Raw genomic sequence first — 20742 nt, 5'->3', positions numbered from 1 at the left:
CGATCGGGTGTTCGCTTCTGCGATACGAATCTGGAGGGGCGGTTTCGGGGAGGGGTGTCGGCCGCCGCCCCGCGCTCCTGCGGGTATCGTTGTGTAGCTGTCCGGGCGGCGTGATGCCCTCTTCGGTGCGCGGAATCGCGAAACTTCTGGACATCGTTCGAGCAGCGGTGGTGTTTCACGTCAAGTGTGCGGAAGCGAAGTGCCGGGTGGAGGTGCTCTCGGCTGCCCGGCAAGGGCGTGATGCCGCTCTTCCCTTTTCGTGGCCCTCCCCGTCCCTCCCCGCGTGCCGGCCCGCGGTCTCCCGGACAGGGCCGGGCAGGGGCCGAACCGCCGGACGGTGCCCCGGGGTGTTCTTGCCGTGCCCATCGGCGTAACCTGGCAGGCGCCATGCCGTACGAACCACCCACGCACACCGTCGAGCGCTCGCTGCGCGCCACAACCGGTGCCAGGACCGTCGCCGGTGTCGACGAGGTCGGACGCGGAGCGTGGGCCGGACCCGTCACCGTCTGTGCTGCCGTCACCGGCCTCCGCAGGCCCCCTGAGGGCCTCACCGACTCCAAGCTGATCAGCCCCAGGCGCCGGGCGGAACTCGCCCCGACGCTCGAGAAGTGGGTCACGGCCTACGGGGTGGGGCACGCGTCGCCGCTGGAGATCGACGATCTCGGCATGACCGCGGCGCTTCGTCTTGCGGCCGTCAGGGCACTCGAGTTGCTGCCTGTGCGGCCGGACGCCGTGATCCTCGACGGCAAGCACGATTACCTGGGGCCGCCCTGGAACGTCCGCACCGTGGTCAAAGGCGACCAGTCCTGCATCGCCGTCGCCGCGGCCTCGGTGATCGCCAAGGTCCGCCGGGACACGATGATGGCCGAACTGGGCTCGGATGCGGGGGAGTACGCAGACTTCGCCTTCGGTGCGAACGCCGGTTATCCGTCACCGGTACACCGGGCCGCACTGGAGGAGCGGGGGCCTACGCCTCACCATCGCCTCAGCTGGGCCTACCTCGACGCGCTGCCCAAGTGGCAGCACCTGAAGAAGGTCCGCTTCCCCGCAGAGGCGGCCGCACCGGAAAGCGGGGGCCAGCTCGGCTTCGACTTCTGATCGCGCAGGCGCACCCACCCACCCGCCGGCGCATGCCGCGTCGGCTGTGACAGACCACCATTCACGCCTCTCATCCCCGAGGAGCCTCAGATTCCCGAGAGCGTCCAGGGTCCCCGCGTTACTCCGGCCACCGGCCGCACCGCGCCGACCCCCCGTCCCGTACCTGGCCCGCGTTCCGCGGCCACCCCGCGTCCCGCACCCCCGGCGCGGCGCCCTCGTCCCACATCCGCCACCCCTGCTGCTCCGGCCCCTGCCGCTCCGGGTCCCGCCGGTCGGAAGCCGCCGGAAGAGCACTCCGCAGCGCAGTTCCAGCTGATTCCGGCTCCGGCCGACGGTGCGATCGACGCTGCCGAAGAGGCCGTCGACCTGCTGCTCGATTCCGGACGGTCCCCTGGTGACATCCTGGTGCTCACCACCGGTGAACTGCATCCCTGGGCCGCTCACGAGCTCTCCTTCGGAGAGGCCGCGTACTGGTCCCAGCACGACGCGGGCGACGACGTCTTCTTCGCCTCCACCGCCGGCGTCGGCCGTTGCGCGTCCCGGGCTGTGGTTGTCGTCGCGGTCAACGGCGACCTCGACGACACGGCTGCCCGAGGGCTGTCCGAGGTCCGGGAGCGCGCCGGTGTGCTGTTGATCGTGTGCGGAGACCCGCAGACCGTCAATTCCGCGCTCGGCGCGGGAGTCTGAGCCATACGTCCGTGGGTCCTGGACGTCCACGAGGACGTCCGGGGCCCACGTCCCGTTTCACCGGGCCGCACTCCGGCGCAGTGCCTCGGCCGCCCCGCCACCGGTACGCAGCGGCATGGGGTCCTGGTCGGCTGAGGTGTCCGCCAGGGCCGAAGGCCTGGACAGCAGCGTCGGTCTGCGGCCGCTCCTGCCTTCACCGAGAACCTGCCAGCCTCCATGAGTGAGGGTGATGTAGGCCCCGCACCTGAGGCCGTGCAGTGTGCAGGCGTCCCTCAGCCCCCACATCCACGCCCCGTCCTCCTCCGTCCAGCGCTCGTCTCCCTCGCGGCAGTAGAGCAGGACCGCGGTACGCACCGGGGTGCGGCGGCGCAGGTCGTGCGGGATCACCCGGCGCAGATGTGCCAGCAGGGCGTTGCGGAACTCCCAGCCGTCCGCGGCCGCGGTGGGCCGCCGGGCGAACGACGCGCTGGCGATGAGCCGTTCCTCATGGTCGAGGACGGCGACGACCGCGGTGGCCGGAGTCGGACGGTGCCGCGCGTGGAGGCCGCTGACGACCTCACGCGGGCTACGCAGTAGAGGTATGCCCGCCGCAGCCCACTCGGCCGGTTCGAGCATCCTGGCCACGTGGTTGGCGGAGCCCGCGGATGCCGACAGTGAAGTGGCTGCGGACGGAGCGTATCCGAAGGTCACGGTCCTCCCTTCGCTGCGCGCCCACGGTGCGGGCAGGGTCGAGTGGGGGCGCGCCGCGGCACAGCCCTTCCGGGCCCGCGAAAAGACCGTGCGGGGAGCGGCTCCAATTCTTCCTGTCGTACCGGCAGGCGGCAACGAGCAATTGACGTGGCTGACGGGTATCTGACGGAATGACTCCTATATCCCTGCCCGCTGGGCGGCGAACGAAGCCATCCGTCAGGCTTGGACTGCGAGGACCAGCGGAAACACACCCTCCGCTCCCGCTCGCCGCAGCAGCCTTGCCGCGACGGCCAGTGTCCACCCGGTGTCGGAGAGATCGTCCACGAGCAGGACGGGCCCTCCCGCGGCGGCGAGCGCCTCCGCCAGTGCGGGCTCGACGACGAGGGCTTCGTGCAGCGCCCTCACCCGCTGGGCGCTGTTGGTCCGGGAGATCCGCAGGTCCTCGCTGCCCGGCGCGTGCGTGACCGTACCCAGCAGGGGCATCCGGCCGACTTCGGCGATACGGCTGCCGAGCGAGTGGACCAGCTGCGGCTTGTGGCGCGAGGCGACCGTGACGACACCGACCGGCCTGGGAGCCGCGTCCGGGGCTCCGGAGGCCCAGCCGCCGGGACCCTTCGCCCAGTCGGCGATGACCGTGACCACCGCACTCGACACGTCGTCGGGGACCGGGACGTCCTGCGCCTGCGCCGCGAGCAGCGGACGGAGCCTGTTGCCCCAGCCGATGTCCGAGAGCCTGCCGAGCGCCCGGCCTGGAAGAGCCAGTTCGCCTGCCGGGATGCGGCCCTTGAGATCGACCCCCACCGCGGAGAGCCCGGTGGGCCACATCTTGCGCGGCTCCACTTCCACCCCTGGCCGGCCGAGCTCGCCACGAGCCCCGTCGAGGGCGGCCGTGGAGACCTTGTCGTCGAAACGGGTGCCTGCGCAGTTGTCACAGCGCCCGCACGCCTCGGCCTCCTCGTCGTCCAGCTGACGCCGGAGGAACTCCATCCGGCATCCGGTCGTGGCGACGTAGTCGCGCATGGCCTGCTGTTCGGCGGCCCGCTGCCGCGCGACCCAGGCATAGCGCTCGGAGTCGTACACCCACGGTTCGCCCGTGGAGATCCAGCCGCCCTTCACCCGCTTCACCGCACCGTCGACGTCCAGCACCTTGAGCATCGTCTCGAGGCGGGTGCGCCGCAGGTCGACGAGAGGTTCCATGGCGGGCAGCGACAGAGGGCGGCCGGCCTGGGAGAGGACGTCGAGGGTCCGGCGCACCTGTTCCTCCGGGGGAAAGGAGACCGATGCGAAGTACTGCCAGATGGCTTCGTCCTCCTTGCCCGGGAGCAGCAGGACCTCGGCGTGCTCGACCCCGCGTCCCGCTCGGCCGACCTGCTGGTAATAGGCGATGGGCGAGGACGGTGATCCCACGTGCACGACGAAGCCGAGGTCGGGTTTGTCGAATCCCATGCCGAGCGCGGACGTGGCCACCAGGGCCTTGACCCGGTTGGCCAGGAGATCGTCCTCCGCCTGCTGCCGGTCGGCGTTCTCCGTCCGGCCCGTGTACGACGTGACCGGGAGCCCGCACCGGCGGAGATACGCCGTGATCTCCTCGGCGGCCGCGACCGTGAGCGTGTAGATGATGCCCGAGCCCGGCAGCTCCCCGAGATGATCGCCCAGCCAGGCCAGACGGTGCGCGGCGTTGGGTAGTTGCAGCACCCCGAGGCTGAGACTCTCGCGGTCGAGCGGACCCCGCAGTACCAGCGCGTCGGTGCCCGCCCCCGTGCCGAGCTGATCCGCGACGTCCGCGGTCACACGGGCATTGGCGGTGGCCGTCGTGGCGAGCACGGGGACACCCGCGGGCAGGTCGGCGAGCATGGTTCGCAGCCTTCGGTAGTCCGGCCGGAAATCATGTCCCCAGTCGGAGATGCAGTGCGCCTCGTCGACCACCAGCAGACCCGTGGCGGCGGCAAGGCGCGGCAGGACCTGGTCCCGGAAGTCGGGGTTGTTGAGCCGCTCCGGACTGACCAGCAGGACATCCACCTCGCCCGCCGCCACCTCGGCCTGGACGGCGTCCCACTCCTCGGTGTTGGAGGAGTTGATCGTGCGCGCGCTGATGCCGGCCCTGGCCGCCGCCGCCACCTGGTTGCGCATCAGCGCGAGCAGGGGCGAGACGATCACCGTAGGCCCGCTGCCGCGTGCGCGCAGCAGCGACGTCGCCACGAAATACACCGCGGACTTGCCCCATCCTGTCCGCTGGACGACCAGGGCCCTGCGCCTGTCGGCGACGAGGGCCTCGATGGCCTTCCACTGGTCCTCGCGCAGCCGGGCGGCGCCGGCGGGGTCCCCGACCAGACGGGCGAGTACGGAATCGGCCGAGGCCCTGAGCTCTGCGCGGTCTGCGTTGGTCATGCCCCCATGCAACCCGATGCCTACGACAAACCACGAACGGCGGCCGGTGCCTGTGGACAAAGTTATCCACAGGGGTCGCGGGAAACGGCGGTCCGCGGGACGGTCATTCCATGAACAAGCACGACGAAAACACCGGTCCGTCCGAAGCTCAGCAGATCACCCTGCGCGGCCCCGCGGAACTGGCCGATGCCCTCCCGTACCTGCTGGGTTTCCATCCGAACGACAGCGTGGTCATGGTCGCCCTGCACGGCGGCCGGGGCCGCTTCGGCGGCAGGCTACGGCTGGGCATCCCGCGTGAGCCGGAGGAATGGGCGCCGGTCGCCGACCAGCTGGCGCAATGCCTGGTCGAGGGAAGCGAGAGGCACGAGTCCCGTCCTGACGCGATCGTCGTCTTCCTCTGCCAGGACCCGGCCGAGGGGGAGAGCGCCCCGCAGACCATGGAGCGGCTGAGGCCGCTCGCGCAGCGGCTGCGTACGGCCTGCGGGGCACTCGACGTTCCCGTGCTCGAGGCGCTCTGCATCTCCGACGGGCGTTACTGGTCCTACTGCTGCCCCGATGACCGCTGCTGCCCGCCCGAAGGGAATCCGCTGGCGCTTCCGGGTACCACGGTGATGGCGGCCGCAGCCGCGTACGCCGGTGTCCAGGTGCGCGGATCGCTGCGCGACATGGAGGCACGGCTCAAGCCGTGGGTATCCGCAGGTGCGCAGGAGCAGGAGAGGGCCCTTGATTCAGCGGGTGCCGTGCTGGTGTCCCGCATCCTCGACGTGGACGGGCGCGGTGAGGTGGCACGGGAGACCCTGGCGCTCGCGCGTGACCTCATGGAACGCCTCGGGAGCGCACCGGTCGCAGGCCCCGCCGGAGCGGACGGCGATGACGACGGCCTGATCACATCCGGCGAGGCGGCGGCGGTGATTCTCGGCCTTCAGGACCGTGAGACGAGGGACCGGGCCGCCGAGTGGATGGAGGGCCGCGAGGCCGGGACGGCGCTGAGGCTGTGGCGTGCTCTCGCCCGCCGCTGCGTCGGCCCGTACGTGGAACACGCGGCGGCGCCCCTGGCGCTGGCCGGCTGGGTCTCGTGGTCCATGGGCGACGAGGCGGCAGCCAGGGTGGCTCTGGGACTCGCCCTGAGCGCAGACCCCCACTACACGTTCGCCCAACTGCTGCACCAGGCGTGCAACCAAGGCCTCGACCCGGAAACGCTGCGTCGTTGTCTCCGGGGAGAGCGCATTCTGCGCGACGGCCACGAAGGGGGCGTCGCCTCTCAGGACCCGTGCGGGAGGCGGGCCGGGCCGCCGCCCGCACGCACCCCGGCCGGGAGGCGTAAACGGAGGGCGGCGGACCGGCCGGCACCGGGCGCGGTCTCCCGTCCCCGCCCGGCTGTGAGCCGCAGCCGGGCCCGTGATATTCGGCGGCTGGACACCCGGCGGCCGGGTTCCCGTGACGCCAGGAGCCGCGATTGACCTTCCGTGTTCCCGGGCGGACGAAGCTCCCTGCCGGAGCGGCCGCGCCGCGGCCCGGAGGAAGGGAGCGGAGAGGGCGGGCGCGGAACCACGTGTTTCGAAGGGAGTGTTTATCGTCAGGAAGACGACTATGATTTCGGCATGCCGCCCTACGACCCGTCGACCTTCCCGCCCTTCGCTGTCACCGTCGATCTGGTTGTCCTCACGGTGCGACGTCATGCCCTCTGCGCGTTGGTGGTACGCCGCGGCGAATCGCCGTTCCAAGGGCGGTGGGCGCTGCCGGGCGGATTCGTCAGAGCCGATGAGGACCTCGGTGCGGCGGCAGCGCGTGAACTCGTCGAGGAGACAGGGCTCTGTGCGCACGACCCGGCCGCCCCCGCCATCGGAAACGGTGCCCATCTCGAACAACTGGCCACCTACGGTGACCCGGGACGCGATCCCCGGATGAGGGTCGTCAGTGTCGCGCACCTCGCGCTGGCTCCCGACCTCCCGGCCCCACGCGCCGGCGGTGACGCGAACAGCGCCCGCTGGGCACCGGTGGAGGACCTGCTCGGGCCGGGGAGCGGCATCGAGGGCGACGGCGAGGGATCCCCGCCACTGGCCTTCGACCACGCGAAGATCCTCGACGACGGGGTGGAACGGGCCCGCTCGAAGATCGAGTACTCCTCGCTGGCCACGGCCTTCTGTCCGCCCGAGTTCACGGTCGGCGAGCTGCGAAGAGTGTATGAGGCGGTGTGGGGTGTGGTCCTGGACCCCCGGAACTTCCACCGCAAGGTCACGGGCACGCCCGGCTTCCTGGTCCCGTCCGGAGGGACGACCACGCGTCAGGGAGGCCGCCCCGCACAACTGTTCCGGGCCGGGGCGGCGACGGTACTCAATCCGCCGATGCTGAGGCCGGAAGTCTGACCTGGCCCGGCCCCAGGCGCACGCCGCACGCATTCGCGGAACGCCCACAAAAGCCTCGGTGCGTCAAAAGCCCGAAATGTCGCGTTATCTTGCTGGGGTAATCCACCCTGCCGCCGAGCGGTCTCAACCCTCCGCGAGAGAAGCGATGCTCCAGGCCATCGGACTCACCAGCGCCCCACGCCGCGACCGCCCGCCCGTCGTGAACGATCTGACCTTCGAAGCCCGGCCCGGCAGCGTCACCGTGCTGCTCGGCGCTCCGGGCTCCGGCAAGACCACAGCCCTCCGCCTGATGCTCGAGCTGGAAGCAGGAAGGGGCGTCACCTACTTCAAGGGCCGGCCGCTGCACCGTATCGGCCACCCCGCCCGGGAGGTCGGGGTGTTGCTCGGCGACGTGCCGGGGCATCCGGCGCGCACGGCACGCGGCCAGCTCCGTATGCTCTGCGCCGCAGCAGGAGTTCCGGCCTCGCGAGCCGACGAACTGCTCGAGGTCGTCGGTCTCGCAGGGCTGGGGGACCAGCGCATCGGTACCCTCTCGGCCGGCATGGACCGGCGGCTCGGCGTGGCTTCGGCGCTGCTCGGCGACCCTCATACGCTCGTACTCGACGAGCCCACCAAGGGCCTCTCGCCGCGTGAGAGGAGCTGGCTCCACGGCCTGCTCCGCGCACACGCGGCCGAAGGGGGCACGGTCCTGCACACGACCGGCGACCCCAAGGAAGCCGCCCGCGCGGCCGACCGTGTGGTCACCATCGACCAGGGGTGCCTCGTCGCGGACCAGGACGTCGTCGACTTCTCGCGGACCCGCCTGCGTCCCAGGGTCGCCGTGCGGACCCCGCACGCGGCCAGGCTGGCCGCCGTGGTGTGCCGTGAGGCCCGGGCCGCCCAGCGTTCCGTCGAGGTGGTCCCCGAGGGGGGCAGCCGGCTGTCGGTGTACGGAAGTACATGTGCGGAGATCGGGGACACGGCGTACCGGCACGGCGTCCCCGTCCACCAACTCGCCGACGAGGTGGGTGACGCGGGTCCGGCGGCTGTTCCGGCCCGAGGCCCGGCCGGCGAGCCGGTGAGAACCGTTCCGCCCGGACCGGCCTCGGCCGTGGCGGTCTCGGAGCTGCCGCCCCCGATCCCCGTACGCCCGGCCCGTGGCCCGCTCAGACCCGTGCGGTACGAGCTGCGACGCCTCTTCGGCGTCAGGACAACCACCTTGATCATGGCGGCCGTTCTGGCCGTCTCGGCGAGCCTCTCCGTGTTGCTGGCCCGGTCGGGGAGGACGCCCCTGCCTGATCTGCTGGTCGCCTGGCCGGATCTGCTGCCGCTTCCGCCTGCCGCGTTCGCCGCCGGCCTGCTGGGCGCCCTCTCCTTCGGTGACGAGTTCCGGTATCCGGCGCTCGCCGCGGGCCGGGGGACGGTACCGCGCCGCCTCGGCCTCCTGATGGCCAAGCTGGTGGTCTCGGCGGGCGTCGCGCTGCTGCTCGCGCTGCTCTCCGTACTGGCGGGCGTCGAAGCGTTGCACCTCGTGTACGGCGGTGGCTTGGTGACCGTCCCGGCCGACGCGCCGGAACTGGCGTTCAGTTGGGCCGGGCTGTCGGTCGGATGTGCATGGGCGGGGCTGCTGGGGGCCGGTGTGTTCCGGCTGGCGGGCGCCGGAGTCGCTGCCGTGCTGGCGGTTCCGGTTCTCGTCGTACCGCTGGTGCAGAAGATCCTCGCCGGGCCCTCCGCCCGTTCGGTCACAGGACTACCGGGTCGGCTGCGTGAACTCGGCTGGCTGCAGTGGCCCTACGAGGCGGACCGATGGGTGATGGCTGTTGTGCGGATCGTGGCTCAACCCGTGGGACTGGCGCTTTCCTTGTCGTTGTCTGCCTTGATCTGCGCGTATGTGTTCACCAGCCTTCGAGGGAGGGCTCGTTGGTGACCTGCTTGGGGCAGGGCGGCGAGCCCCTTGGGGGCAACTCCATTGAAATCACCGGATTTGTGGAGATAAGGCGTCAATTGCGAGGCAGGTGCCGATCACCCTTTCGTGTGCTTTTCAGCAAAGACCTCAAGGGGCGGGTGAGCCGCGCCGACAAATGATGCGTGAGTACCCTTGCGCACACCATGATGACCGCCGCCCGCTCCGCCGACTCCGGCCTCGCCGGCCCGGGCGAACTCGACAGCTACCCCTGCACGGAGGCGCCGGCCGGCGAGCGCGCCGCCCTCCGCTCCTGGGGCGGTGCCGAATCCGATCTGGGGCGGGCGAGCCGACGCGGCACGGCCAGTCGCGGCCGTGGACTTCACGGCCAGCTGGTCCAGCAGCTCGGCCAGATGATCGTTTCCGGTGACCTCGGGGCTGACCGGCCGCTCGTGCCGGAGGAGATCGGCCAGCGATTCGAGGTCTCCCGCACCGTTGTGAGGGAGTCCCTGCGCGTCCTGGAGGCCAAGGGCCTGGTGAGCGCCCGGCCCAACGTGGGCACGCGGGTCCGGCCGGTGAGCGACTGGAATCTGCTGGACCCCGACATCATCGAATGGCGCGCCTTCGGCCCGCAGCGTGATGACCAGCGCCGTGAGCTGGACGACCTCCGGTGGACCATCGAGCCGCTGGCTGCGCGGCTGGCCGCCGGACACGGGCGGGAGGACATCCAGCAGCGCCTCGGCGACATGATCGAGATCATGGGGCACGCGATGGGGCAGGGGGACGCCGTCACGTTCTCCCGGGCCGACGCGGAGTTCCACGCCCTCCTGATCCAGGCGGCGGGCAACCGCATGCTCGAGCACCTCTCCGGGATCGTCTCGGCGGCCCTGCACGTCTCCGGCGGGCCCGTCACGGGCTGTGACCGGCCGGTCGAGGCGTCCCTCGGTCATCACGCGCGGATCGTGGAGGCCCTCGCGTCGGGTGATTCCGCCGGAGCGGAGGCCGCCATGCGGCAGCTGCTCGTCGGCCACAACGACGGGGAACGGGTGGTTCCCGCGCCGCGCGAGCACTGAGCGCCCGGGACCGGGGTATGTGACCCGAGTGCCGCCGGGCTCGTACGGTTCGGTGGCATGTTCGTACGGTGATGTACCTCTGGTTCCGTTTGTCGCGAATGAGGTGTGACTGGGGCCACGTGAATTGGGCGTAACACTCCTCGAAACAGTGCGATGACCTAAGAGGTGACCGCCGCGGAAGGAATACAGCAGCCACACAGTGTGCTGTGCAGTTCTGAGGCCAAGCCCGCGCCGTCGGCGACATCCCCAGTCGGCGGTCGTCGGTTCCAGCCCTCTCCGGGGCCGGGCCGGAAGCCGTTTCCATCGTTCCGAGAGGTTGTTCGTGTCGGCCAGCACATCCCGTACGCTCCCGCCGGAGATCGCCGAGTCCGAGTCTGTGATGGCGCTCATCGAGCGGGGGAAGGCTGATGGGCAGATCGCCGGCGATGACGTGCGTCGGGCCTTCGAGGCTGACCAGATTCCGCCAACCCAGTGGAAGAATGTTCTGCGCAGCCTCAACCAGATCCTCGAGGAAGAGGGTGTGACGCTGATGGTCAGTGCCGCGGAGTCGCCCAAGCGCGCCCGCAAGAGCGTCGCAGCGAAGAGCCCGGTCAAGCGCACCGCCACCAAGACCGTCACGGCCAAGACCGCCGTGACGCGGACCGTCGCGGCATCTGCCGCCCCGACGGCCGGGAGCGCGGACGCGGCGGCCGACGACGCTGCCGTTGCCGCTCCTGCGAAGAAGGCGGCCGCCAAGAAGACGGTTGCCAAGAAGACCGCCGTGAAGAAGACCGCGGTCAAGAAGACCGCGGCGAAGAAGTCCGGCAAGCAGGACGACGAACTGCTCGACGGCGACGAGGCGGTCGAGGAAGTAAAGGCCGGCAAGGGTGAGGAAGAGGAGGGCGAGGGCGAGAACAAGGGCTTCGTCCTCTCCGACGACGACGAGGACGACGCGCCTGCGCAGCAGGTCGCCGTTGCCGGCGCCACGGCCGACCCGGTCAAGGACTACCTGAAGCAGATCGGCAAGGTCCCCCTCCTCAACGCCGAGCAGGAGGTCGAGCTCGCCAAGCGCATCGAGGCCGGGCTCTTCGCCGAGGACAAGCTGGCGAACTCCGACAAGCTCGCCCCGAAGCTCAAGCGCGAGCTGGAGATCATTGCCGAGGACGGCCGCCGGGCCAAGAACCACCTGCTGGAGGCGAACCTCCGTCTCGTGGTCTCGCTGGCCAAGCGTTACACCGGTCGGGGCATGCTCTTCCTGGACCTCATCCAGGAGGGCAACCTCGGTCTGATCCGTGCGGTCGAGAAGTTCGACTACACCAAGGGTTACAAGTTCTCCACCTATGCCACGTGGTGGATCCGCCAGGCGATCACCCGTGCCATGGCCGACCAGGCCCGCACCATCCGCATTCCGGTGCACATGGTCGAGGTCATCAACAAGCTCGCTCGTGTTCAGCGCCAGATGCTCCAGGACCTGGGCCGTGAGCCCACCCCGGAGGAACTGGCCAAGGAGCTCGACATGACCCCCGAAAAGGTCATCGAGGTCCAGAAGTACGGTCGCGAGCCGATCTCCCTCCACACCCCGCTGGGTGAGGACGGGGACAGTGAGTTCGGAGACCTGATCGAGGACTCCGAGGCGGTCGTGCCCGCGGACGCGGTGAGCTTCACGCTGCTCCAGGAGCAACTGCACTCCGTGCTCGACACGCTCTCCGAGCGTGAGGCGGGCGTGGTCTCGATGCGGTTCGGTCTCACGGACGGCCAGCCGAAGACGCTGGACGAGATCGGAAAGGTCTACGGGGTGACGCGCGAGCGCATCCGCCAGATCGAGTCCAAGACGATGTCGAAGCTGCGCCACCCGTCGCGTTCGCAGGTCCTGCGCGACTACCTCGACTAGATCGCGGACAGAACACGGGCCGGGGCCCGGAACCTTCTTCTTGGGTTCCGGGCCCCGGCCCGTGTCCGCATGCGGACGGCGCCGCGGCGGATAACGCTGAGTGGGCACTGCTCACCTCGGCGTCAGGAGCCTCCATGCCCCGCCTACCGGTCCGTGTCCTTCCCGCCGCCTGCACCGTGGCGGTCGCCGCTGCGCTCATACCCCTCGGTCCGCCGCCCCCCGCAGCGGCGGACAGCATCATCATCGGCGGGAAACCGGTGGCCGTCGCGGACAGCCCGTGGACGGTGGCCCTGGCGAGCCGTGACCGGTTCGGAGGAACCCGTGCGGGCCAGTTCTGCGGCGGAGTGGCGGTCGCGCCCACCACGGTGCTGACGGCCGCGCACTGCTTGAGCGAGGACGTCCTGGGGGCCGCCGGCCCGGAGGCGGCGGATCTTCGGATCATCGCCGGACGGGACGAACTGGACGGGCCGGGCGGTCAGGAGATCCCCGTGCGTTCGACGTGGGTCAACCCGGGTTACGACCCGGGCACGAATGCCGGCGATCTCGCGGTCCTCACCCTGGACCGGGCGTTGCCGGAGGGCGGGGTCATTCCGATGGCCGGGGCCGGGAACGCGGCGTACGAGCCGGGCACCGTGGCGACGGTGTACGGATGGGGGGACACCACGGGGTACGGCGCCTACGCGTCCGGCCTGCGCGCCGCCTCGGTACGGGTGCTCCCGGACACCGATTGCGTCAGGGCGTACCCCGGCGGCACACGCGGCGCCTACGACGCCTCGTCGATGCTCTGCGCCGGTGACAGCACGGGTGGGCGGGATGCGTGCCAGGGGGACAGCGGAGGCCCGCTGGTGGCCCGTGGGCGCCTCATCGGGATCGTCTCCTGGGGGAGCGGCTGCGGGAGCCCGGGCAGCCCAGGGGTGTACACCCGAGTGTCCGCAGCGATCCGGTGGATGGCCGGCCAGGACTGACCGCCGGAGCCACCTCGCGCCCGAACGATGCGAGAACGGGCGGCTTTCCCCGAAGGGAGGCCGCCCGTCGGCCGGTCCTGGACCGTGCCCATGGCTCGTCGTGGATGCGAGGTGTCAGTGTTGTTCCTCGTCGGCGGCACTGGCCTGCACGGCAGTGAGCCGATCTGTCTCATCCTGTATTTCCGCGGCGATCTTCTTGAGTTCCGGCTCGAACTTGCGCCCGTGGTGGGCACAGAAGAGCAGTTCACCGCCGCTGATCAGGACGACGCGCAGATAAGCCTGGGCGCCGCAACGGTCACAGCGGTCTGCTGCGGTCAGCGGGCTCGCGGGGGTCAGAACAGTAGTCACGTCGCCTCTTCTCTAGCTCGACGAGCTGTCGTACCAGGGTCAACATCCAACCAGGCCGAAAACGTTCCCGCTCGTGGCATTTCTTCGAAACTTCTTCTCAGGATGGCTGTCTGTTGCCGGTTGGCGGCGAATGTGCCGTATTGCGTAGCGCTACGGTTTCGCGTTGCTTGCGGGGGCAGGTCCGCCGGCTGGCTTGCCGGTTGTTCATGAGGACGTGCCCGGAGCCTAAATGGTTCATGCCTCGAAGGGAACGTGATGTGCATGTCACCCTAACGAATGATCGAACGCGTATGCGAGGCTGGACTAGCATAAGGATTCCCCACCGGGTGGCGTCACAACCGCTCTACCAGGCCTCGGTAGGCTCTCAGCGGCTACCGAGGCCGAGCCCGTTACCCACTGGGCCCCACATGAAATTCAGCGAGGAGCGAACCGCGTGAGCGCCGATTCCGTGCCGTCCACTGCGCTGCTGACCGGAGCAGGCGGCGCAGACAGGGACAGCTCCAACTACACCGCGCGGCACCTGCTCGTTCTCGAGGGACTCGAAGCGGTCCGCAAGCGTCCCGGGATGTACATCGGGTCCACGGACAGCCGCGGACTCATGCACTGCCTCTGGGAGATCATCGACAACTCGGTCGACGAGGCTCTCGGGGGTTACTGCGACAGCATCGAGGTCATCCTCCACGACGACGCCTCCGTGGAGGTCCGTGACAACGGCCGGGGCATCCCGGTCGACGTGGAGCCCAAGACAGGGCTCTCCGGCATCGAGGTCGTCATGACCAAGCTGCACGCCGGCGGAAAGTTCGGCGGCGGGTCCTACGCGGCCTCGGGCGGCCTGCACGGTGTCGGCGCCTCGGTCGTGAACGCGCTCTCCGCCCGGCTGGACGTCGAGGTCGACCGCAACAGCGCGACCCACTCCATCAGCTTCCGGCGTGGTGTCCCGGGCATGTTCACCGGCCAGGGACCGGACAGCACCTTCGACCCGGCCAACGGCCTCCGCAAGGGCAAGCGCGTCCCGAAGACGCGTACGGGTACCCGGGTGCGGTACTGGGCGGACCGCCAGATCTTCCTCAAGGACGCCAGGCTCGACCTGGAGACGCTGTACCAGCGGGCGCGCCAGACAGCGTTCCTCGTGCCCGGCCTGACCATCGTCGTACGCGACGAGCGGGGCATCGACGGTGAGGGCAAGACGGAGGAGACCTTCCGTTTCGACGGCGGGATCAGCGAGTTCTGCGAGTACCTGGCGCAGGACAAGGCCGTCTGCGACGTTCAGCGCCTGACCGGAACGGGAAGTTTCAAGGAGACCGTGCCGGTCCTGGACGACCGGGGGCACATGACGGCCACCGAGGTCACCCGTGAGCTGGGAGTCGACATCGCCCTGCGCTGGGGCACCGGCTACGACACCAACCTCAAGTCCTTCGTCAACATCATCGCCACTCCCAAGGGCGGCACCCATGTCACCGGCTTCGAGCGCTCCCTCACGAAGACGGTGAACGAGGTCCTGCGCTCCGCCAAGCTGCTGCGCGTCGCCGAGGACGACATCGTCAAGGACGACGCCCTGGAAGGGCTGACCGCGGTCGTCACCGTACGGCTCGCGGAACCCCAGTTCGAAGGGCAGACCAAGGAGGTGCTGGGCACCTCTGCGGCCAACCGGATCGTGGCCAACGTGGTCGCCAAGGAGCTCAAGGCGTTCCTGACGTCCACGAAGCGCGACGCCAAGGCCCAGGCCAGGGCGGTGCTGGACAAGACCGTGGCCGCCGCCCGCACCCGTATCGCCGCCCGCCAGCACAAGGACGCCCAGCGCCGCAAGACCGCGCTCGAGTCCTCCTCGCTGCCCGCGAAGCTCGCCGACTGCCGGAGCGACGACGTGGAGCGCAGCGAGCTCTTCATCGTGGAGGGCGACTCGGCCCTCGGCACCGCGAAGCTGGCCCGCAACAGTGAGTTCCAGGCCCTGCTCCCGATCCGCGGGAAGATCCTCAACGTCCAGAAGTCGTCTGTCTCGGACATGCTCAAGAACGCCGAGTGCGGGGCCATCATCCAGGTCATAGGAGCGGGCTCCGGCCGCACCTTCGACATCGACGCGGCGCGTTACGGCAAGGTCATCATGATGACGGACGCCGACGTCGACGGTTCACACATCCGCACCCTGCTGCTCACGCTCTTCCAGCGCTACATGCGGCCGATGGTCGAGGCGGGAAGGGTCTTCGCGGCCGTGCCGCCGCTGCACCGGATCGAACTGGTCCAGCCCAAGAAGGGCCAGGACAAGTACATCTACACGTACTCCGACAACGAGCTCAGGCAGACCCTGCTGGAGCTGCAGCGGAAGAACGTCCGGATCAAGGACTCGATCCAGCGGTACAAGGGCCTGGGCGAGATGGACGCGGACCAGCTGGCGGAGACCACGATGGATCCGCGCCACCGCACCCTGCGCCGGATCAACATCGGTGACCTGGAGTCCTCCGAGCAGGTCTTCGATCTGCTGATGGGCAACGAGGTGGCCCCCCGCAAGGAGTTCATCACCAGTTCCGCCGCCACCCTGGACCGCTCGCGCATCGACGTCTGACGTTCTCCACCGCGGGGGGAGTCCGCTCCCCCCGCGGCCGGCTCCCCTGAGCCGATCCGGTCGTGGGCTGTGCACACAGCCGGAGGTTCGTGGGCAAGGGGGTTCGCCGGTGGAGAAGGAAGCAGGGCCGGATGCCGCGACGATGCGGCTCGACGACCCGTGGCACGAGGTGCCGGGCGGTGGGTGGGGCGAGCCGGACGGTACGGAGGCCGTCGCGGCCGACGGGCGGTCCCGGTCGGCGGAGCAGCGCGGCCGAGATCTACCTGGAGGTGCGGAACAGCCCGGCATTCCGCGAAGTGCGCTGCCGCTACCGGCGGTTCGTGGTCCCTGCGGCGGTCGCCTTCCTGCTCTGGTACCTCGCCTGTGCCATCGCGGCCACCACTGCGCACGACCTGATGGCGCTTTCTGTCGCCGGTGTGCTCAACGTGGCCATGGTGGCAGGGCTCGGGCAGTTAGTTCCTCACCACCTTCCTGCTCACCTGGGCCTACGCCCGCCATGCACGTCTGCACCGGGACCGTGCCGCGCTGGAACTGCGCTGGGAGACCCAGGAGATGGCAAGAGGGGCCGGCCGGTGAGGGGGACCACCAGAAGCCGGCCTGCTGCTGTTCAGCGTGTTCATCGGCGCGACGCTCGGCATCACCATCTGGGCCGGCCGGAACAGACAGGGTTCCGCCGAGGAGTTCTACGCGGGCGGCCGGCTGTTCTGCCCCCATGGAGAACGGATTCGCCATCGCCGGTGACTGCATGTCCGCCGCGTCGTTCCTCGGCACCGCCGGCCTGCCGCACATCCTGGCGCGTTTCTGCACGGTTCCGACCGCCCGGGCGGCCCGGCACTCCGCCGTCTGGTCCATCGGGCTGATCGGCGGTTTCCACCTGAGGACCATCGTGCTCGGACTCGGAGCGGCCGCGCTCGTCGGCTCCGCGGACGTGCGCGCGTCCAGCGCCTCGGGGAACACAGCCGTCCCGCTCCTGGCGCTCGTCCTCGGAGGCGGTGAGGGCTCCACGGCCGGCACGGTGCTCTTCGCCGTCGTGGCCGCCGTCGCCGGTATCACCCTCGCCTTCTCCGCCTCCGTGGCCCACGACCTCCACGCCTCCTTCCGGTGGCCGGGTGCCGAACGGCGGAGCGAGGTCGGCGTCGCCCGGGTGGCCGTGGCGGGCAGCGGGGTGGTGGCCATCGCACTGGGTCTCCTCGCCCAGGATCTGAACGTCGCGTTCCTGGTGGGGCTGGCCTTCGCCGTCGCGGCCTCCGCCAATCTGCCCGCGTTGCTCTCCTCCTTGTTCCGGCGGGCCTTCACCACGCGGGGAGCGGTCTGGTCCGTCTACGGCGGACTGTTCCCCGCCGTTCTGCTCGTCCTGCTCCCGCCGGTCGCCTCAGGGAGCCCCACATCGCCCTTCCCCGGTGCGGACCTCGCGTTCTTCCCCCTGGAGCACCCAGGGCTCGTGTCGGTCCCGGCGGGCTTCCTGGCCGGCTGGATCGGCACGGTCACTTCACCCGAGCCGCCCGACCCGGCCAAGCACGCGGAGACGGAGGTCCGGTCGCTCGCCGGCGCGGGGGCCGCGTAGGCGTGGCAGCGGCCCGGCGGTTTCAGGAACCGGTGGCCCAGGTGTACCGGTGTTCAGGGCGGCCCGTCTCGCCGTACTTGAGGGACAGCCGCACCCGTCCCGTGCGTTCCAGCAGCTTCAGATAGCGCTGGGCCGTCTGCCGGCTCATTCCGGCGCTCTCCGCGAGCTCCTGCGCGGAGAGCGGTCCGTCGGCCGCCCGAAGGGCCTGGCGGACCAGTTCCGCGGTCGTCGCCGAATGCCCCTTGGGCAGGCCGGATCCTCCCGTGGCCCACAATGCCCCGAACAGCCGGTCCACGTCCGTCTGTTCGGCCTCACCGCCACCCTCGAAGCTGCGGCGCAGTGCCGCGTACGCCTCCAGTTTGGTGCGAAGCCCGGCGTACGCGAACGGCTTCACCAGGTACTGGAGGGCTCCGTGGCGCATCGCCGCCTGCACGGTCGCGACGTCGCGGGCGGCCGTCACCATGATCACGTCGGTGTGATGGCCGAGTGCGCGCAGTTCCCGCACCACGGCCAGGCCGTTGCGGTCCGGCAGATAGTGGTCGAGCAGGATCAGATCGACGGGGACCTCGTTGATCCTGGCGAGAGCCTCGGCTGCCGAGTGGGCCGTGGCGGCCACCCGGAATCCGGGCACCTTGGTGGCGTAGGCCGCGTTGATCCGGGCGACCCGTACGTCGTCGTCCACGACCAGAACCTCGATCACGGGGCTTCTCCTGACGTCGCGGGCCGTCCGGGGGCCGCCGGGCCACTCACGGCGGGGGGACCGAGCCGTTCCGGTCCGCCTTCTGCGCTGACACCGAGCCGTTCCGGTTCGTCCAGGGCCTCCGGGAGGACGACGGTGAACACCGCTCCGCCCTCGGGGGAACCCGATACGGCAACGCTGCCGCCCTGCCGTTCGGCGAGGCGCCGGACCAGCGGCAGGCCCAGACCGCGCTTTCCGTGGGCGGGGAGCTCCTTGGTCGACCAGCCCTCCATGAAGATGGACTCGTGGTCGTCTGCGGGTACACCGGGGCCGCTGTCGTGCACCCTCAGTACCACCGTACGGCCCTCCGCCCGCAGCCCGACCTCGATCTGGGCGCCGGCCGATCCCGAGGCCGCGTCCAGCGCGTTGTCGACGAGATTGCCCAGCACCGTGACGAGACCGCGCGGGTCCACCAGCCGGTCCGGCAGCAGTGTTCCGGGGGCCATGCGCAGGGCCACCCCGCGCTCTGCGGCCACGGTCGCCTTGCCGACCAGGAGCGAGGCCAGCAGAGGGTCGTGAACCTTCTCGGTGACCTGCTCGGCTGTCGCCCGGTGGACGCCGACGACTTCCGTGACGAATTCCACGGCTTCCTCGTGCATCTCCAGTTCCAGCAGTCCCAGGAGGGTGTGCAGCCGGTTGGCGTGCTCGTGGTCCTGGGCGCGGAGCGCGTCGATCAGGCCGCGCGTGGAGTCGAGCTCACGGCCGAGGTACTCCAGCTCCGTACGGTCGCGCAGAGTGACCACGGCCCCACCGTCGTCGGTCGGCATCCGGTTGGCGAGCAGAACCCGGCTGCCGCGGACCGTCACCAGGTCTTCGCCGGCCACGCGGCCGGCCAGCACGTCGGTGGTCCGGCCCGTGCCCAGGACTCCGTCGAGCCGCTTTCCAGCGGCTTCGGGACCAAGGCCCAGCAACCGCTGCGCTTCGTCGTTCAGGAGCCTGACGCGTCCCGTGCGGTCGATCGCGACGACCCCCTCACGGATGCTGTGCAGCATGGCCTCGCGTTCGGCCAGCAGCGCCGAGATGTCGGAGAATGCCAGGTCATGGGTCTGCCGCTGGAGGCGGCGGGAGATCAGGTAGGCGGCCAGCGCTCCTGCGGCCAGCGCACCGCCCGCGTACGCGAGGAGTCCGGGGATCGCGGCGAGCAGCCGGGCGCGGACGCTGTCGTACGCGATGCCGACCGAGACGGCGCCGACGACCCGGTCCGATCCGTCGAGCAGCGGTACCTTGCCGCGGGCCGAGCGTCCGAGCGTGCCGCTGTCGATCTCCATGACGGACCTGCCGGCGAGCGCCGTGCTGGGGTCGGTGGAGACGACGTCTCCGATCCGGGAGGAGTCCGTGTGCGACCAGCGCACCCCCTGCTTGTCCATGACCACGACGTACTCGGCACCGGTCGACCGCCTGATCCGCTCAGCAGCGTTCTGGACGGCACCGTCCGGGCGAGGCTCGGTGGTGAGCAGGGAGGCGGCGATCTGCGGCTGTGCCGCCGTGCTCTGCGCGATCGCCAGGGCACGGCGCATCGCCTGGTCGTCGAGCTGGGCGCTGAGCGGTGCCAGGAAGAGGCCGGTGACGAGGACCGTGACACCGGTGATGACGGCCAGCTGCATCAGCAGTACCTGGGAGAAGACCCGCTGTGGCCAGCCGAACCGGCGCGGTGCCCGTGGGGTGGTCGGTGGGGCGCTCATCGTACGAACGGTAGAGGGCAAAACGTGCTGACCGAAATCTCTTTGCCGTCCGACCGCCTTCCGAGCACGCTGATGGGGAACCGGTGAGTTTCCCTGAGCAAAGGCTCCTCCGCGGTGGTTCCGCTCGCGGGGCGGGTGCTTTCGAAGCCCGCAGGGGTTGTGGCACGTGGGGGCCGCTGCACTGACCACCGGGCCGCATGCGCAGCGGCTCTTCCGCGTACTCCTCCGGGGCGCGGGCGATCCAGCCCGCCGTGCGCGCCACGGCGGACACCGTCTCGGCCGCCATGCGTACGTGACCGGGAACACGGCCACGGCCAGGCCGGCACCGGCGTGCAGTGGCGAGTGACGGGCGGTGGCCGCGACCACGCCACGGTCCGCCGCCGTCACGGGGGCCGCCTGCGGCACCTCGTCCAGTGGTGCGAACAGCGGACCGGTCCGCGGCCTCCCGACCTCGCGGAGGCGATGGCCGAGCCCCGGCACCCGCCGGCCGCGCACGGATGATCCGCGACGACCGGAGCCGCGCTGCCCCGGTCCACGGCCTCGGACAGCACGCGGTGCGCGGGGCCCGCTCGCCGCGCCGTGCAGCGGGCCCTCCGGCACGCCCGGTCCCGCGGAGACCACGGCCTGCGGGTGCGCCCGGGTGGAGGCGGTCCTCGCCGGGATCGAGCCGGGACGCGGGCCGCACACGAACGTGGAGTTCCGCGCCGTGGTCGTCATGGAGCTCTGCGCTGCCCCGTGCGATGTCACCCCGTCTTCCGTACCGCGCGCAGGGCCGGCCGGAGCGCCAATATCCTGGAGCAGGCGGAGGACTCGAAGATCATCCGCCCGGT

The 20742-nt window shown here is 70.4% G+C and carries 14 protein-coding genes and 3 pseudogenes; 11 read left to right on the top strand and 6 right to left on the bottom strand.

Annotation, left to right across the window (positions count from 1 at the left end):
- The first annotated feature begins 387 nt into the window (after positions 1-387).
- Together ACF1FZ_RS19565 and ACF1FZ_RS19560 are read left to right on the top strand one after the other, a co-directional pair.
- The gene (locus ACF1FZ_RS19565) at positions 388-1098 is read left to right on the top strand and encodes a ribonuclease HII (RefSeq protein ID WP_391774637.1); all 711 of its coding nucleotides are present in this window, start codon (positions 388-390) and stop codon (positions 1096-1098) included.
- 72 nt (positions 1099-1170) lie between these two features.
- Positions 1171-1785 carry a hypothetical protein gene (locus ACF1FZ_RS19560; RefSeq protein WP_391774699.1) on the top strand — a complete coding sequence of 205 codons (615 nt, stop codon included), beginning with the start codon at positions 1171-1173 and terminating at the stop codon, positions 1783-1785.
- Positions 1786-1842: 57 nt separating this feature from the next.
- Here the strand turns inward: ACF1FZ_RS19560 and ACF1FZ_RS19555 are convergent, their stop codons facing one another.
- Together ACF1FZ_RS19555 and ACF1FZ_RS19550 are read right to left on the bottom strand one after the other, a co-directional pair.
- Positions 1843-2475 (bottom strand): hypothetical protein, encoded by a 633-nt coding sequence (locus ACF1FZ_RS19555; protein ID WP_391774636.1) that lies wholly within the window; start codon positions 2473-2475, stop codon positions 1843-1845.
- Positions 2476-2691: 216 nt separating this feature from the next.
- A complete protein-coding gene (locus ACF1FZ_RS19550; protein WP_391774635.1) occupies positions 2692-4863 on the bottom strand; it encodes a RecQ family ATP-dependent DNA helicase in 2172 nt (723 codons plus the stop codon).
- A 110-nt stretch (positions 4864-4973) separates the two neighbouring features.
- Between ACF1FZ_RS19550 and ACF1FZ_RS19545 the strand changes: the two genes are divergently transcribed.
- The 6 genes from ACF1FZ_RS19545 (at position 4974) to ACF1FZ_RS19520 (ending at position 13019) form a co-directional block, all read left to right on the top strand.
- Positions 4974-6323 (top strand): DUF4192 domain-containing protein, encoded by a 1350-nt coding sequence (locus ACF1FZ_RS19545; RefSeq protein WP_391774634.1) that lies wholly within the window; start codon positions 4974-4976, stop codon positions 6321-6323.
- A 141-nt stretch (positions 6324-6464) separates the two neighbouring features.
- Complete coding sequence (locus tag ACF1FZ_RS19540) at positions 6465-7229, top strand: NUDIX domain-containing protein (RefSeq protein ID WP_391774633.1); 765 nt, start codon at positions 6465-6467, stop codon at positions 7227-7229.
- 145 nt (positions 7230-7374) lie between these two features.
- The gene (locus ACF1FZ_RS19535; protein WP_391774632.1) at positions 7375-9135 is read left to right on the top strand and encodes an ATP-binding cassette domain-containing protein; all 1761 of its coding nucleotides are present in this window, start codon (positions 7375-7377) and stop codon (positions 9133-9135) included.
- Positions 9136-9317: 182 nt separating this feature from the next.
- Complete coding sequence (locus ACF1FZ_RS19530) at positions 9318-10184, top strand: FadR/GntR family transcriptional regulator (protein WP_391774698.1); 867 nt, start codon at positions 9318-9320, stop codon at positions 10182-10184.
- A gap of 322 nt (positions 10185-10506) precedes the next feature.
- Positions 10507-12054, top strand: a complete 1548-nt coding sequence (locus ACF1FZ_RS19525) for an RNA polymerase sigma factor (RefSeq protein ID WP_391774631.1) — start codon at positions 10507-10509, stop codon at positions 12052-12054.
- Positions 12055-12188: 134 nt separating this feature from the next.
- Positions 12189-13019, top strand: a complete 831-nt coding sequence (locus ACF1FZ_RS19520; protein ID WP_391774630.1) for a S1 family peptidase — start codon at positions 12189-12191, stop codon at positions 13017-13019.
- A gap of 114 nt (positions 13020-13133) precedes the next feature.
- Here ACF1FZ_RS19520 and ACF1FZ_RS19515 read toward each other — a convergent pair whose 3' ends face one another.
- Positions 13134-13367, bottom strand: coding sequence for a hypothetical protein (locus ACF1FZ_RS19515; protein ID WP_014153643.1), 234 nt, complete (start codon positions 13365-13367; stop codon positions 13134-13136).
- Between the two features lie 433 nt (positions 13368-13800).
- Between ACF1FZ_RS19515 and ACF1FZ_RS19510 the strand changes: the two genes are divergently transcribed.
- The 3 genes and pseudogenes from ACF1FZ_RS19510 to ACF1FZ_RS19500 all read left to right on the top strand — a co-directional run.
- Entirely contained in the window at positions 13801-15927 is a 2127-nt protein-coding gene (locus ACF1FZ_RS19510) for a type IIA DNA topoisomerase subunit B (protein WP_391774629.1), read from the top strand.
- A gap of 142 nt (positions 15928-16069) precedes the next feature.
- Positions 16070-16503, top strand: a pseudogene (locus ACF1FZ_RS19505) (DUF485 domain-containing protein).
- Between the two features lie 187 nt (positions 16504-16690).
- A pseudogene (locus tag ACF1FZ_RS19500) lies at positions 16691-17491 on the top strand (cation acetate symporter); the annotation flags it as partial.
- Between the two features lie 22 nt (positions 17492-17513).
- Here ACF1FZ_RS19500 and ACF1FZ_RS19495 read toward each other — a convergent pair.
- The 3 genes and pseudogenes from ACF1FZ_RS19495 to ACF1FZ_RS19485 form a co-directional block, all read right to left on the bottom strand.
- On the bottom strand, positions 17514-18191 hold the full coding sequence (locus ACF1FZ_RS19495) for a response regulator (protein ID WP_391774628.1): 678 nt from the start codon (positions 18189-18191) through the stop codon (positions 17514-17516).
- Positions 18188-19912, bottom strand: a complete 1725-nt coding sequence (locus ACF1FZ_RS19490; RefSeq protein WP_391774627.1) for an ATP-binding protein — start codon at positions 19910-19912, stop codon at positions 18188-18190. Before ACF1FZ_RS19490 ends, ACF1FZ_RS19495 begins: the two co-directional genes overlap by 4 nt.
- Positions 19913-20063: 151 nt before the next feature.
- Positions 20064-20560 (bottom strand): annotated as a pseudogene (locus ACF1FZ_RS19485) (citrate/2-methylcitrate synthase); the annotation flags it as partial.
- Between the last annotated feature and the right edge of the window lie 182 nt (positions 20561-20742).

Origin of the sequence: Streptomyces sp. NPDC014623 (genome assembly GCF_043088245.1) — a bacterium.
Lineage (GTDB): Bacteria > Actinomycetota > Actinomycetes > Streptomycetales > Streptomycetaceae > Streptomyces.
This window is presented reverse-complemented; position numbering and strand designations above follow the sequence as displayed.

Bases quoted from the DNA above. Each gene is read 5' to 3' on its own strand.
- ACF1FZ_RS19565 (WP_391774637.1), top strand. From the start codon at position 388: ATGCCGTACGAACCACCCACGCACACCGTCGAGCGCTCGCTGCGCGCC.
- ACF1FZ_RS19550 (WP_391774635.1), bottom strand. From the start codon at position 4,863: ATGACCAACGCAGACCGCGCAGAGCTCAGGGCCTCGGCCGATTCCGTA.
- ACF1FZ_RS19545 (WP_391774634.1), top strand. From the start codon at position 4,974: ATGAACAAGCACGACGAAAACACCGGTCCGTCCGAAGCTCAGCAGATC.
- ACF1FZ_RS19540 (WP_391774633.1), top strand. From the start codon at position 6,465: ATGCCGCCCTACGACCCGTCGACCTTCCCGCCCTTCGCTGTCACCGTC.
- ACF1FZ_RS19535 (WP_391774632.1), top strand. From the start codon at position 7,375: ATGCTCCAGGCCATCGGACTCACCAGCGCCCCACGCCGCGACCGCCCG.
- ACF1FZ_RS19530 (WP_391774698.1), top strand. From the start codon at position 9,318: ATGATGACCGCCGCCCGCTCCGCCGACTCCGGCCTCGCCGGCCCGGGC.
- ACF1FZ_RS19520 (WP_391774630.1), top strand. From the start codon at position 12,189: ATGCCCCGCCTACCGGTCCGTGTCCTTCCCGCCGCCTGCACCGTGGCG.
- ACF1FZ_RS19490 (WP_391774627.1), bottom strand. From the start codon at position 19,912: ATGAGCGCCCCACCGACCACCCCACGGGCACCGCGCCGGTTCGGCTGG.